14 protein-coding genes are annotated in these 12,106 nt (G+C 51.6%); 7 read left to right on the forward strand and 7 right to left on the reverse strand.

Features of this window, described 5'->3' with window-relative positions; translation table 11 throughout:
- The first annotated feature begins 3 nt into the window (after positions 1 to 3).
- The 5 genes from JQ822_RS17210 (at position 4) to panD (ending at position 4,327) form a co-directional block, all read left to right on the forward strand.
- Positions 4 to 579, forward strand: coding sequence for a fimbrial-like protein (locus JQ822_RS17210; protein ID WP_213134477.1), 576 nt, complete (start codon positions 4 to 6; stop codon positions 577 to 579).
- 32 nt (positions 580 to 611) lie between these two features.
- The gene (locus tag JQ822_RS17215) at positions 612 to 1,853 is read left to right on the forward strand and encodes a fimbrial protein (protein WP_213134478.1); all 1,242 of its coding nucleotides are present in this window, start codon (positions 612 to 614) and stop codon (positions 1,851 to 1,853) included.
- 234 nt (positions 1,854 to 2,087) lie between these two features.
- The gene (gene panB / locus JQ822_RS17220; RefSeq protein WP_213134675.1) at positions 2,088 to 2,879 is read left to right on the forward strand and encodes a 3-methyl-2-oxobutanoate hydroxymethyltransferase; all 792 of its coding nucleotides are present in this window, start codon (positions 2,088 to 2,090) and stop codon (positions 2,877 to 2,879) included.
- 118 nt (positions 2,880 to 2,997) lie between these two features.
- On the forward strand, positions 2,998 to 3,852 hold the full coding sequence (gene panC / locus JQ822_RS17225; protein WP_213134479.1) for a pantoate--beta-alanine ligase: 855 nt from the start codon (positions 2,998 to 3,000) through the stop codon (positions 3,850 to 3,852).
- A 94-nt stretch (positions 3,853 to 3,946) separates the two neighbouring features.
- Positions 3,947 to 4,327, forward strand: a complete 381-nt coding sequence (panD, locus tag JQ822_RS17230) for an aspartate 1-decarboxylase (RefSeq protein WP_213134480.1) — start codon at positions 3,947 to 3,949, stop codon at positions 4,325 to 4,327.
- A gap of 6 nt (positions 4,328 to 4,333) precedes the next feature.
- On the opposite strand, the gene JQ822_RS17235 is transcribed toward panD, so the two are convergent.
- The 4 genes from JQ822_RS17235 to JQ822_RS17250 all read right to left on the reverse strand — a co-directional run bounded on the left by JQ822_RS17235 (position 4,334) and on the right by JQ822_RS17250 (position 7,862).
- Positions 4,334 to 5,563 carry a polysaccharide deacetylase family protein gene (locus JQ822_RS17235; RefSeq protein WP_213134481.1) on the reverse strand — a complete coding sequence of 410 codons (1,230 nt, stop codon included), beginning with the start codon at positions 5,561 to 5,563 and terminating at the stop codon, positions 4,334 to 4,336.
- A gap of 61 nt (positions 5,564 to 5,624) precedes the next feature.
- Positions 5,625 to 6,065, reverse strand: coding sequence for a PTS sugar transporter subunit IIA (locus JQ822_RS17240; RefSeq protein ID WP_213134482.1), 441 nt, complete (start codon positions 6,063 to 6,065; stop codon positions 5,625 to 5,627).
- A gap of 103 nt (positions 6,066 to 6,168) precedes the next feature.
- Positions 6,169 to 6,939 carry an ABC transporter permease gene (locus tag JQ822_RS17245; RefSeq protein ID WP_196207679.1) on the reverse strand — a complete coding sequence of 257 codons (771 nt, stop codon included), beginning with the start codon at positions 6,937 to 6,939 and terminating at the stop codon, positions 6,169 to 6,171.
- Complete coding sequence (locus JQ822_RS17250; protein ID WP_213134483.1) at positions 6,936 to 7,862, reverse strand: ABC transporter ATP-binding protein; 927 nt, start codon at positions 7,860 to 7,862, stop codon at positions 6,936 to 6,938. The genes JQ822_RS17245 and JQ822_RS17250 overlap by 4 nt, the downstream gene beginning before the upstream one ends.
- 101 nt (positions 7,863 to 7,963) lie before the next feature.
- Between JQ822_RS17250 and can the strand changes: the two genes are divergently transcribed.
- On the forward strand, positions 7,964 to 8,653 hold the full coding sequence (gene can, locus JQ822_RS17255) for a carbonate dehydratase (RefSeq protein ID WP_213134484.1): 690 nt from the start codon (positions 7,964 to 7,966) through the stop codon (positions 8,651 to 8,653).
- Between the two features lie 71 nt (positions 8,654 to 8,724).
- Here the strand turns inward: can and hpt are convergent, their stop codons facing one another.
- Together hpt and cueO are read right to left on the reverse strand one after the other, a co-directional pair.
- Entirely contained in the window at positions 8,725 to 9,261 is a 537-nt protein-coding gene (gene hpt, locus JQ822_RS17260; RefSeq protein ID WP_213134485.1) for a hypoxanthine phosphoribosyltransferase, read from the reverse strand.
- 198 nt (positions 9,262 to 9,459) lie between these two features.
- Positions 9,460 to 11,076: a multicopper oxidase CueO gene (cueO, locus tag JQ822_RS17265; RefSeq protein WP_213134486.1), complete on the reverse strand. Its 1,617-nt coding sequence runs from the start codon at positions 11,074 to 11,076 to the stop codon at positions 9,460 to 9,462.
- Between the two features lie 153 nt (positions 11,077 to 11,229).
- Here cueO and JQ822_RS17270 point away from each other — a divergent pair, with 153 nt between their 5' ends.
- Positions 11,230 to 11,577: a YacC family pilotin-like protein gene (locus tag JQ822_RS17270; RefSeq protein WP_213134487.1), complete on the forward strand. Its 348-nt coding sequence runs from the start codon at positions 11,230 to 11,232 to the stop codon at positions 11,575 to 11,577.
- Between the two features lie 33 nt (positions 11,578 to 11,610).
- Here JQ822_RS17270 and yacL read toward each other — a convergent pair whose 3' ends face one another.
- On the reverse strand, positions 11,611 to 11,973 hold the full coding sequence (gene yacL, locus JQ822_RS17275; RefSeq protein WP_213134488.1) for a protein YacL: 363 nt from the start codon (positions 11,971 to 11,973) through the stop codon (positions 11,611 to 11,613).
- Between the last annotated feature and the right edge of the window lie 133 nt (positions 11,974 to 12,106).

The following is a 12,106-nucleotide window of genomic DNA, read 5'->3' on the forward strand; positions in this document are numbered from 1 at the left end:
GCGATGAGCAAATTATTATACGGCATAGCGGTACTCGGCTTAGGGCTTCTGGCTCCCCTGAGTCAGGCCGATACCGATGTCGAAATCAAGGCCAATATTGTTAATACCAGTTGCCAGATCTCCGTCGACAATAATGGTCTGGTCGATTTGGGTACCCAGGGGCTCGACTACTTCGCCAGAGATATCACTGCCGAAGACTTTTACCAGGGCGGCAGCTCCTTCTATATACACATAAAGGAGTGTATGCCGGTCAGCGGCAGGGAACCGTCGAAACTGACCGTGCATTTTTCGCCGCTATCCGGCAGCTTTGCCGTGGGCTCGGCGCAAATCTTCGCCAACGACGCCGTCGACGGCGCGAAAAACGTCGGGGTGGTGATTTTCTCGGTTAACGACGCCAACAACGTTTTCAACGTGATAAATACCGACGGTACACCACGCAGCCGCTACGACGTGACCGCCGCCGACTACGCCGACAGCCGCTACACTTTTTACGCCCGGATGCAGAAAATTCAATCCGGGCAGTCCATCGTCAGCGGCGCGGTAAAGTCCAGCGTGTTGGTATCGGTTTATTACGAATAAAAGAGTTTGAAATTTTAAAAAGGAAATGACCAATGGACAGAAAGAGTGTCATGCCATACCTATATCGCATTAGATTAATGAAATTAGCATTATCCGTCATTGCATTACTGAGCTTCTCATCTATGGTAGTGCAGGCAGCAACACAGACTTTTGTCTTAGGAAATGTTGTAAAAAAAGGAGGACCAACAGCAGATGGCTCGAATACACTCATCTATCCCAGTGGCCGGACAGTATATTTTAGTCAAACTAACACCCTCTCACCCGCCAATGTCACTATAAACTGGAATGGCAATCACGGCTCATCAAAAAGTAGCAACCTACTTTATTGTACCGAACTAGGGGCAACATCAAGTAATACTTTATCCATCGAGTCTGGGCTTGTCTCAGCGGGTTCTTACGCTGGGGTAGACATATTTAAAACCAATATTACCGGGCTTTACTTTTCTCTGAAATTACGTTCATTCAACGCATATGCGCTTGACATCACTGCGCCCGCCGTTACGATTAAAGACGGGACACTTCATGACGTCATTTCGATACACGATCCAGGACATACCTGTTCTAGCGCAACGACAGATGGATACGGTTATAACGGTCTGGGCGGGCTAAGTTTTTACTCAGCAATTACGTTCTATACCGATCAAACTTATACCCCCAGCAGTTCGAAAATCGACCTGCTTAAGGAGGGAGGCTATCATTTGCGTATCGGGAATGAAAACCCAGGAGCAGGAATTGACAGTTACTATCAGAATGTGACTTTCGATATCAGCGCCGTCACTGTCGCCGCCCCCACCTGTTCCACTCTACCAGTTGCCAGCGGTAATAGTGTCAGCGGTACCACAGTTAATCTGGGCAGCTACAGCCCGAAGCAAATTATTGACGGCGCCCCCCCCGTACCTTTTTCTATCAAACTGGCGGGGTGTAAGGGACTACGCAATATAAACGTCACGCTCACCACCACCACTACGGCAACCGACAAAACCCAGCTCGGTAATATTCTCACCCTCAACCATGCCACCGGTGTCGGGCTGGAAATTCGCGGCGCCGCCAATAATTACAATGCGGAAATGCTGATGATTCCTAACGAGAGCACCTCGGTATATAACGATCAGCGCAACACCTCAGGCGATGACAACATCTACGGCACCAGTGAAAACGGCAAGGTACAAACCCATACGCTGAATTTCCTTGCCACGCTTAAGCGCGACAGCAATCAACACATTGGTTCCGGGAAATTTAAAGCCAACGCTATCTTTACCATGGACTACCCCTGACAAAACCTTCTGCGGCGCCCCCCGCCGGGGCGCTTAAATCACAATCAAGGCTGACGGCAACCCTGTTTTCCGCCACAGGATATGCCGATCGGCTGAGAATATCGGTGTCATTCCCTGAGCCATTCCCGACGGGCGTATCGCCGGGATTTGCCCACAAAGGGCTAACGTTCCCTTCTCTCTTCCCCTACAATGCGCGAATTGCATTCATACAATTTATGACCAACAGGGGTTATGATGAAACCGACCACGATTTCACTGCTGCAAAAATGCAAGCAAGAGAAAAAGCGCTTCGCAACGATTACCGCCTACGACTACAGTTTTGCCAAACTGTTTGCCGACGAAGGCATTAACGTAATGCTGGTCGGCGACTCGCTGGGCATGACGATTCAAGGACACGATTCCACCCTGCCAGTCACCGTCGAAGACATCGCCTACCACACCCGCGCGGTGCGTCGCGGTGCACCGAACTGCCTGCTGCTGTCCGACCTGCCGTTTATGGCGTACGCCACGCCGGAACAGGCGTTTGCAAACGCCGCGGTGGTTATGCGTGCGGGCGCCAACATGGTCAAGATCGAAGGCGGTGCGTGGCTGGTTGATACGGTGAAAATGCTCACCGAACGTGCCGTGCCGGTTTGCGGTCATCTGGGGTTAACCCCGCAGTCGGTGAACGTATTTGGTGGCTATAAAATTCAGGGCCGCGGCAATGCCGGCGACGTTCTGCTGGAAGATGCGTTGGCGCTGGAAGCCGCAGGCGCACAGCTACTGGTACTCGAATGTGTACCCATTGAGCTGGCGAAACGCGTGACTGAAGCACTGTCAATTCCGGTGATTGGTATCGGTGCGGGCAATGTCACCGACGGTCAGATTCTGGTGATGCACGACGCTTTCGGCATTACCGGCGGTCATATTCCTAAATTTGCCAGGAATTTCCTCGCTGAAGCGGGCGACATACGCGCCGCAGTACGGCAGTATATTGCTGAGGTTGAATCCGGCGTCTATCCGGGTGAAGAACACAGTTTCCATTAATTTATCTGCCAGCACGCCATTACGCCGGATGGCGACGCTTTGCTTATCCGGCCTACAACGTCACGCGTAGGCCTGATAAACGAAGTGCCATCAGGCATCGTATTTAAGGAGTCTTGTTGTGTTAATTATTGAAACTCTGCCGCTACTGCGCCAGCACATTCGTCGTCTGCGCCAGGAAGGTAAACGCGTCGCTCTGGTCCCTACCATGGGTAACTTGCACGACGGTCATATGAAATTGGTTGATGAAGCAAAAGCTCAGGCTGATGTGGTGATCGTCAGTATTTTTGTTAACCCGATGCAGTTTGACCGAGTGGAAGACCTGGCGCGCTATCCGCGCACGCTGCAGGAAGATTGCGAAAAACTGAACAAGCGTAAAGTCGATATTGTCTTTGCTCCATCAGAGAAAGAAATCTATCCGCAAGGCACGGAAGGTCATACCTATGTTGATGTTCCGGGACTGTCTACCATGCTGGAAGGCGCCAGCCGTCCGGGTCACTTCCGTGGCGTTTCCACTATCGTCAGTAAGCTGTTTAACCTGATCCAGCCAGATATCGCCTGCTTTGGAGAGAAGGATTTCCAGCAACTGGCGCTGATCCGCAAAATGGTGGCAGATATGGGTTATGACATTGAGATCGTCGGCGTACCGATTATTCGCGCCAAAGACGGCTTAGCCCTAAGTTCGCGTAACGGCTATCTCACGGCAGAGCAGCGTAAAGTCGCCCCTGGTTTGCACAAAGTGATGAGCCATATCAGCGAAAAATTACAGGCAGGGGAACGCGATCTGGAAGAGATTATCGCCATTGCTGAGCACGAGTTGAATGAAAAAGGCTTCCGCGCCGACGACATTCAGATCCGCGACGCCGACACGCTGCTTGAACTGACTGAAAGCAGTAAACGCGCAGTGATTCTGGTTGCCGCCTGGCTGGGTCAGGCTCGTCTGATCGATAATCAAAGCGTTACATTAGCCCAGTAGACAGGGGTTAAAAATCAGGCAATACTGCCTGAAAATTCTCAAAGCAGGTCAGTAGCACCTGCTTAGCCAAGGTAAACGACAGGGTATAGAAGTTATGATTCGCACCATGCTGCAAGGCAAGCTCCACCGTGTAAAAGTCACGCAGGCGGACCTGCACTATGAAGGCTCCTGCGCCATTGACCAGGATTTTCTGGATGCCTCCGGTATTCTGGAAAACGAAGCTATTGATATCTGGAACGTGACCAACGGAAAACGTTTCTCAACCTACGCGATTGCGGCTGAACGCGGCTCCAGAATCATCTCGGTGAACGGTGCGGCAGCGCATTGTGCAGAGGTTGGCGACATTGTGATTATCGCCAGCTTCGTCACCATGTCCGATGAAGAAGCCCGCACCTGGCGTCCGAAAGTGGCCTACTTTGAAGGCGACAATGAGATGAAACGCACCGCGAAAGCCATTCCGGTACAGATTGCCTGACGCCCCTTACCCCTGCGGCTGATTGACTATCAGCCGCGACATCGTCTCCAGCGAATCCGTCCTTAAAATATAAAGCCTTTTCAATAAGAACGGATTATCTCCCGGCTTAACCTTCCCTCTCACCGTGGTGACCGCCATGTGGAATCCCGCGTCGCCTGCTGCTTTTACCGCCGTGGCGTTATAACCGCCAAAGGGATACGAAAGATACAGAACGTGAGGATTAAACTGGGACAATGCCCGGCGCGAACGGGCGAAATCGAATAAAATATTGTGATAGCTGCGACTCAGTAGGATCGGCCGGCGCTTCGCATCAACCCGATGTAAAAAATGGGTATGCGACTGGAAGTCGAACACGTCCCGGATCTCGTTCAGTTCAGAGAGGCTCATAAACTGCAGCGATTTCGGATCCCATTTCTGCGGGTGGCGCTTGATGCGCGAGGAGATAATAAACGCCGTCGCTTTCATGCCGTATTGTTTCAGCACCGGATACGCGTAGCGACTGACCGACTTCAGGCCATCGTCAAAAGTGATCACCACCGCGCGCGCGGGCAGATTAGCGCGGCTACGCACGTAGTCTTCTAACTGGTACATCGTCAGCGTGGTGTAGCCCATATCGCGCAGCCAGGTCATCTGGTTGCTGAAGGCGCGCACGGAAGTGGTGGTCGAGGTATGACGAAAACGGGTGTTTTCTTCATCACGCAGAATGTGGTGGTAAGTCAGCACCGGGATACCGTTATCAGTCTGCGCATCTAAGGCGCTGATATAAGCCAGTCGGTCGCCAATGCGGATTTGAAACCACGTCTGGTTTAGCCTGTCTTTCAGCTTGTTAATTATGGGGTAGCGCAGATTCTCCGCCAGCACGCCAAACGGCGCGCTCCCGGCATCAGGGGCGTTGTAGACAGGTGTATCTTTCCAGGTCACCAGATTCTGATTGCTCAGCGGCTTATTGAGATCGCCCAGTCCATCCTCAACTTTCTGCCGTCCCTGCACACGATCCAGATGCCCTTTATCGATAAATCCCTTACCGAAGCCAAAGGTAAACGCATAATAATCTTCGCCACCGGGGAGCACCGAGAGGATCTGGCCCGCGCGAATATTCCCTACCGTCACCATTTTATTGCCAATCTGCGCCCATACGGCGGCGGCTTCGGTGGTTTGCATATAACGAGCAGGCAAAGCCGCAGCGACGCAGCCAGAAAACAGGAGCAATAAAATAAGCAGAACGCGCATAACCATATGAGATAACCGAGGCGAGAAACCTCGGCTATTGTAGCAAAAGCACCATCAATACCAATGATTAATATTCATACAAATCATGCTTCAACACGAAGGGGGGATTTTTTTGTTGCTGATGCCAGAGACTCGATACTTCAGGCCCACCAAGCGCGACGATACAATCGCGAAACGCAGAACTGCTCATCGATTCTCGCGACGAAATCATTCGCTCAAGTAATGGATAGCTGATACCGGAAATCACTTCACACTGGGGATGTTTATGGCTCATTAACGACGCCACGCGGTAAGGCGCGGCCCCGGCCATATCCGTCAGGAAGATCACGCCCTCGCCTGAGTCTGTGGCATGCAGGGCATGGCACATCATGCGACTTAGCATGTTCGCGCTTAGCCCACGCCAAAAACTCACCGCCTGACACTGGACCAAAGGGCCATGTTTTTTTTCCAGACGATGCAGCATATCCTGTGCCTTATCGTCATGACAGGTAATTACCCAACCTAACATTGCCTACCTCCTTAGCAGGCAAGTAGTTTATCAGTGTGATAAATCCGTAAGGGTGATAAGCATCAAAAGTCTTCCTCTCCCGGCCTGAAAGAGGAAGAAATAATTAGCTGCGTAATCCGCGTCCGCGCTGGATCAAATACCAGCAGAGTAAATAAAATGCGGCAATAAACACCACCAGCACGCCAAACGTCGTAACCAGCGGCACATCATGAATGCCGAGGAAGCCGTAGCGGAAGCCGCTGATCATGTAGACAATCGGGTTCAGATGCGACAGTCCCTGCCAGAACGGCGGCAGCAGCGTTAACGAGTAGAAAACGCCACCCAGGTAGGTCAGCGGCGTCAGCACAAAGGTCGGGATCAGGCTGATATCATCAAAGGTTTTGGCAAAAACGGCATTCAACAACCCGGCCAGCGAGAACAGAACCGATGTCAGCACCAGCGTGAGTGCCACAAAGACCCATGAGTGCACCTGAAAAGGAACGAAGAACAGGGAGATGGCGGTCACCAGAATGCCTACGCACAGCCCGCGCGCAACGCCACCACCGACAAAGCCGGTAATAATAACGTGCGTGGGAACCGGTGCAACCAGCAGTTCTTCAATGTTGCGTTGAAACTTGGCGCTGAAGAATGACGATGCCACGTTGGCGTACGAGTTAGTGATCACCGCCATCATAATCAGCCCCGGCACGATAAACTGCATGTAGCTAAAACCGTGCATTTCACCGATACGTGAGCCAATCAAATTACCGAAGATAATAAAATAGAGCGTCATGGTGATGACGGGAGGAACCAGCGTTTGGATCCAGATCCGCATAAAACGGTGGATCTCTTTCGCCCAGATGCTTTTCAGCGCCACCCAGTAAAGCTGCATCATGTGCGATCTCCTTGTTTTTCATGCACCAGAGAAACAAACAGCTCCTCCAGTCGGTTCGCCTTGTTGCGCATACTCAATACCTGAATCCCCTGTGCGCTCAACTGAGAAAACACGCTGTTCACTCCCTGTTCACGCAACACTTCAACTTCCAGCGTGGAGGTATCAACCAGACGGTACTGATAGCCCTCCAGTTTTGGCAGCGGGCTTTTCGCCGCCAGGTCGAGAATAAAAGTCTCGGATTTCAGTTTGGAGAGCAGATTTTTCATCGACGTATTTTCCACCAGCTCACCGTGTTGAATGATGCCGATATTACGGCACAGCATTTCCGCCTCTTCCAGGTAGTGGGTGGTCAGAATAATGGTGGTGCCTTTATCGTTTAAATCCTTTAAAAAGCCCCACATTGAACGACGCAGTTCAATATCCACGCCCGCCGTCGGTTCATCGAGGATCAGCAGCTTAGGCTCATGCATCAAGGCGCGGGCAATCATCAAGCGGCGCTTCATGCCACCGGACAGCATACGGGCGCGTTCGTTACGTTTTTCCCACAGATCGAGCTGTTTTAAATAAATTTCACTGCGTTTTACCGCCTCTTTATGCTCAACGCCGTAATACCCCGCCTGGTTCACCACGATCTGCTGCACGGTTTCAAACGGGTTAAAGTTAAACTCCTGCGGCACTAACCCAAGCTGGCGTTTAGCGTTAACCGTATCTTTTTCAAGATCGTATCCAAAGACGCTAACCCGCCCGGAGGATTTATTCACCAGAGAACTAATAATGCCGATGGTGGTGGACTTACCTGCGCCGTTAGGGCCCAGGAGCGCATAAAAATCACCCGCTTCGACTTGCAAATCTATGCCGCGTAGCGCCTGAACGCCGCCGGGATAGGTTTTTTTAAGTTGCTGAAGTTCCAGAGCAATGGTCATAAATTTCCGCTTACCTTACATTCTAATATTTGATATTTGGTTTTAATAAATCAGGAGTTACCCTATATTAGCGCAACGCAATTCACTTGGTTACAGCCTCCATGAAAGACATAGATACACTCATCAGCAACAATGCACTATGGTCAAAGATGCTGGTAGAAGAGGATCCCGGATTTTTTGAAACACTGACGCACACGCAGAATCCGCGCTTTCTATGGATTGGATGCTCCGATAGCCGCGTTCCCGCCGAACGTTTAACCGGTCTTGAACCGGGCGAATTATTTGTTCACCGTAATGTCGCCAATCTGGTTATTCATACCGATCTGAACTGCCTCTCAGTGGTTCAGTATGCGGTTGATGTGCTGGAAGTGGAACACATTATTATTTGTGGGCACTACGGATGCGGTGGCGTACAGGCTGCCATTGAAAATACGGAACTGGGGCTGATCGATAACTGGTTGCTGCATATCCGTGATATCTGGTTTAAACACAGTTCTCTGCTGGGTGAGATGCCGCCGGAGCGCCGTATGGATACGCTGTGCGAACTCAATGTGATGGAGCAGGTCTATAACCTGGGTCACTCAACAATCATGCGCTCAGCCTGGAAGCGCGGTCAGAAAGTCACGATTCACGGATGGGCCTACGGTATTCATGATGGCCTGCTGCGCGATCTGGACGTTACCGCCACTAGCCGCGAAACGCTGGAGCAGCGCTATCGTCAGGGCTTGTCTAACCTCAGCCAGAAACATACTAATCACAAGCAAATGCCGATCAGCGGAAGCGACGCTTAAACAGTATATTCGGTCTGCGGGTTAGAAACGTGCAGACCGAACAGGCGAAGCGCCATCAGGCGCCCCTGCAATTACTCGTCCAACAGTACCACTTTGCCAACATACGGCAGATGACGATAACGCTGGGCATAGTCAATGCCGTAGCCGACAACAAACTCATCTGGAATAGAGAATCCGATAAACTCGACCGGAACATCCACTTCACGACGCGTTGGTTTGTCCAGCAGCGTGCAAATCGCCAGAGATTTCGGCTCGCGCAGGCTGAGGATTTCGCGCACTTTTGACAGCGTGTTGCCGGAGTCGATGATGTCTTCGACAATCAGTACATCTTTGCCACGAATGTCTTCATCCAGATCTTTGAGGATTTTAACATCACGCGTGGTAGACATGCCGCTGCCGTAACTGGAGGCGGTCATGAAATCGACTTCGTGGGGGACATGCACTTCGCGGCACAGATCTGCCATAAACATAAATGAGCCGCGTAACAGACCAACCAGCACCATGTCGCTGCCGCTGTCCTTGTAACGTTCGTTAATTTGACGTCCCAGCTCAGCAATACGCGCTTTGATCTCCGCTTCCGGGATCATGACTTCTACAGTATGTTTCATAAACTATATAACTCACTGACTTTTATCAGTTAACACATCATGCAAATCGAAAGCTCGCGCTAACCACAACACTCGCGACAGCATACAAACAATTCAGTGGATGAAGTATACCAGTAAAGAAGCCGTGTTCCTCTGATAGTTAGCAGGATTGTCGGTAAGTTAAGCGCCGGATGACAATTTCATCCGGCAATAAAGTGGTTAAACGGTAAAACCGAGCATCATGCCGGTATCTTCATGCTCTAACAGATGGCAGTGCGCCATATAGGCATGCTCTTTCGGTGCATCGTGGTCAAACTTCACTAGCACCTCGCTCACGCCGCCTTCTACCCGCACCGTGTCCTTCCATCCCGCGCGGTGCGCGGCAGGCGCTTTGCCATTCTCAGACAGAATGCGGAACTGGGTGCCGTGAATGTGGAACGGATGCAGCATCATGTCGCCCTGACCGGAAATGACCCAGCGTTCATGCTGGCCTTTCGTCGCAGCAAACATCGGTTTATTCATATCAAACGCCAGACCATTAATCCGGTTAGCATTATGGAAATCGAATGATCCATGCTTCATGTTGCCCATATCGCCATGCTGCATATTCCCCATCTCACCGTGGTTCATATTGCCATGATTCATATTACCGTGGCCCATCTCGCCATTATTCATATGGCCCATCATCTTCCCATGATCCATACCCGTCATAGCCTGAGCGCCGTATTTCTTCATCAGCATTTGCATGCCCATCATGTCGAGCATCGGGTCCATTGACAGTTGCAGCCTGCGCACCGTCAGCCCCTCCAGTGAAGGCAAGGCTGGCATGGTGGTCAGCGTGTCCGGCAACATACCGGAGGCGGTAATACGCAACGGCTGAATGCGCATCACCGGATGCGGCTTATCAAAGGGCGCAATCGCCATGCCCATCTGGCTCACAGGCAGAGTGACCAGATCAAAGGCGTTGCCGTCGCTGATATCCACCAGCACTTCAAAACGTTCGCCCATCAGCATGGGAAGTTCGGTGATTTTCACCGGCTCCGCCAACAGCCCGCCGTCGCTGGCAATGACGTACAGCGGACGACCGTCGCTGGCGGCGATATTTAGCGAGCGGGCGTTGCAGCCATTTAGCAAGCGCAGACGCAGCCAACCACGCGGTGCGGCATGCTGCGGATACATTGCCCCATTGGTCAGCAGCGTATCGCCAAACCAACCGACGGCGGCGGTCATCATATCCAGCTGATAATTAATTTGTCCGTCTGCGGAGAACTGTTTGTCCTGAATAATCACCGGGACATCATCAATTCCCCACTGCTTCGGCAGCATCAGCTTGCGGATGTCTTCATCTTCAATCAGCACCAGCCCGGCCAACCCCATCGCCACCTGACGACCGGTTTTGCCGTGCTGATGTGGATGAAACCAGCAGGTCGCTGCCCGTTGATCCGGTGTGAAGGTCACAGAACGTTTACCGCCCACCGGGATAATGCCCTGCGGTCCGCCGTCAACGTCCCCTGGTATTTCCAGCCCGTGCCAGTGCAATGTCGTCTCTTCGGCCAGCTGATTATGAATATCAACGGTGACCGCTTTACCTTTCTGCAGCTTTATCGCTGGCCCAAGCAAATTACCGTTATATCCCCAGGTCGTGGCGGTTTTACCGGCAAAGGTCGACTGTCCCGCTTGAACAATCAGCTGTATGCGATCGGCGGCATCCGACGTTAACAGATCGGGAATGGGTAACGCAGGACGCTCGGCGGCAAAGACACTACGGCTCCAGAGAGGTAACGCTGACGCGACACCCAGCGCCACGGAGTACTTTAAAAAGTCACGACGTTGCATAATCACTTCCTTATATTCAGCAGCTTAAGCAGGCTATCCTTTAAGCATAAGCCCTCCCCTTACTGGAAGGTCAAGTGAACCGCTGATAATAAAGGTCGTCGCTTCGCTCGCAGTGTGCTAACGTTTAAATTCCGTGATGCAGTGGTAGAAGCAATGAAGACGTTTTTCAGAACAATTTTGTTCGGCAGCCTGATGGCCGTATGCGCAAACAGCTACGCGCTTAGCGAGTCCGAAGCCGAAGATATGGCCGATTTAACGGCAGTTTTTGTCTTTCTGAAAAATGACTGTGGATACCAGAATTTGCCGAATGGGCAGATCCGTCGCGCACTGGTCTTTTTTGCCCAGCAAAACCAGTGGGACCTGAGTAATTACGATACCTTCAATATGAAAGCACTAGGCGAAGACAGCTATCGCGATCTCAGCGGTATCGGCATCCCTACGGCAAAGAAATGCAAAGCGCTGGCGCGGGACTCCCTGAGCCTGTTGGCTTACGTTAAATAGATAGTTTTGCGGAGCCTACAGGCTCCGCATGAATTAACGCTGTTGCACAAATTCACGATATGCCGCCACGACCTGAAGAAAGTCCTCTACGCCACAGAGCGAAAAGCTCTCTTCGTCGTAATAGTTCATTCCTTCTTCCATTTCGTCGCCTGTAAACTCAAGCTGATTGGCACGCACCATCACCTCTTCACCGTCCAGCCAGAGCGTATACTCATGCCCTACCCGCTGCCAGGAGCGCTCACTGCCCTTCACCGCACACGCCGCCTGTTCCACTTCATCAAGTAAGGCCAGGTTCTCTTTCACTTCTTCGTTAAACCAGTGCCCCACCACTTCGTGGCCCATGGACATACGCACTTTTACCACTCCGGTAATATCGCGCAGAAATTCGTAATCCATAATGTCTTCCTCTGCTCCCGGCAATGCGCCAATACCGCATTGCGCCTTGCTGTAATTATCGCAGCAGCGCAGCAGAAAAAAAGCGTATCGGGTATAAGGAATAGAAATAAAAATGCCCGGAGAAGCGGACTTC

Source organism: Citrobacter sp. FP75 (genome assembly GCF_018342065.1).
In the GTDB taxonomy this organism is placed as follows: domain Bacteria; phylum Pseudomonadota; class Gammaproteobacteria; order Enterobacterales; family Enterobacteriaceae; genus Citrobacter.

Excerpts from the sequence above, each read along its gene's own strand:
- JQ822_RS17210 (WP_213134477.1), top strand. The coding sequence starts at position 4 with ATGAGCAAATTATTATACGGCATAGCGGTACTCGGCTTAGGGCTTCTG.
- JQ822_RS17215 (WP_213134478.1), top strand. The coding sequence starts at position 612 with ATGGACAGAAAGAGTGTCATGCCATACCTATATCGCATTAGATTAATG.
- panB (WP_213134675.1), top strand. The coding sequence starts at position 2,088 with ATGAAACCGACCACGATTTCACTGCTGCAAAAATGCAAGCAAGAGAAA.
- panD (WP_213134480.1), top strand. The coding sequence starts at position 3,947 with ATGATTCGCACCATGCTGCAAGGCAAGCTCCACCGTGTAAAAGTCACG.
- JQ822_RS17235 (WP_213134481.1), bottom strand. The coding sequence starts at position 5,563 with ATGGTTATGCGCGTTCTGCTTATTTTATTGCTCCTGTTTTCTGGCTGC.
- JQ822_RS17240 (WP_213134482.1), bottom strand. The coding sequence starts at position 6,065 with ATGTTAGGTTGGGTAATTACCTGTCATGACGATAAGGCACAGGATATG.
- JQ822_RS17245 (WP_196207679.1), bottom strand. The coding sequence starts at position 6,939 with ATGATGCAGCTTTACTGGGTGGCGCTGAAAAGCATCTGGGCGAAAGAG.
- JQ822_RS17250 (WP_213134483.1), bottom strand. The coding sequence starts at position 7,862 with ATGACCATTGCTCTGGAACTTCAGCAACTTAAAAAAACCTATCCCGGC.
- can (WP_213134484.1), top strand. The coding sequence starts at position 7,964 with ATGAAAGACATAGATACACTCATCAGCAACAATGCACTATGGTCAAAG.
- hpt (WP_213134485.1), bottom strand. The coding sequence starts at position 9,261 with ATGAAACATACTGTAGAAGTCATGATCCCGGAAGCGGAGATCAAAGCG.
- cueO (WP_213134486.1), bottom strand. The coding sequence starts at position 11,076 with ATGCAACGTCGTGACTTTTTAAAGTACTCCGTGGCGCTGGGTGTCGCG.
- JQ822_RS17270 (WP_213134487.1), top strand. The coding sequence starts at position 11,230 with ATGAAGACGTTTTTCAGAACAATTTTGTTCGGCAGCCTGATGGCCGTA.
- yacL (WP_213134488.1), bottom strand. The coding sequence starts at position 11,973 with ATGGATTACGAATTTCTGCGCGATATTACCGGAGTGGTAAAAGTGCGT.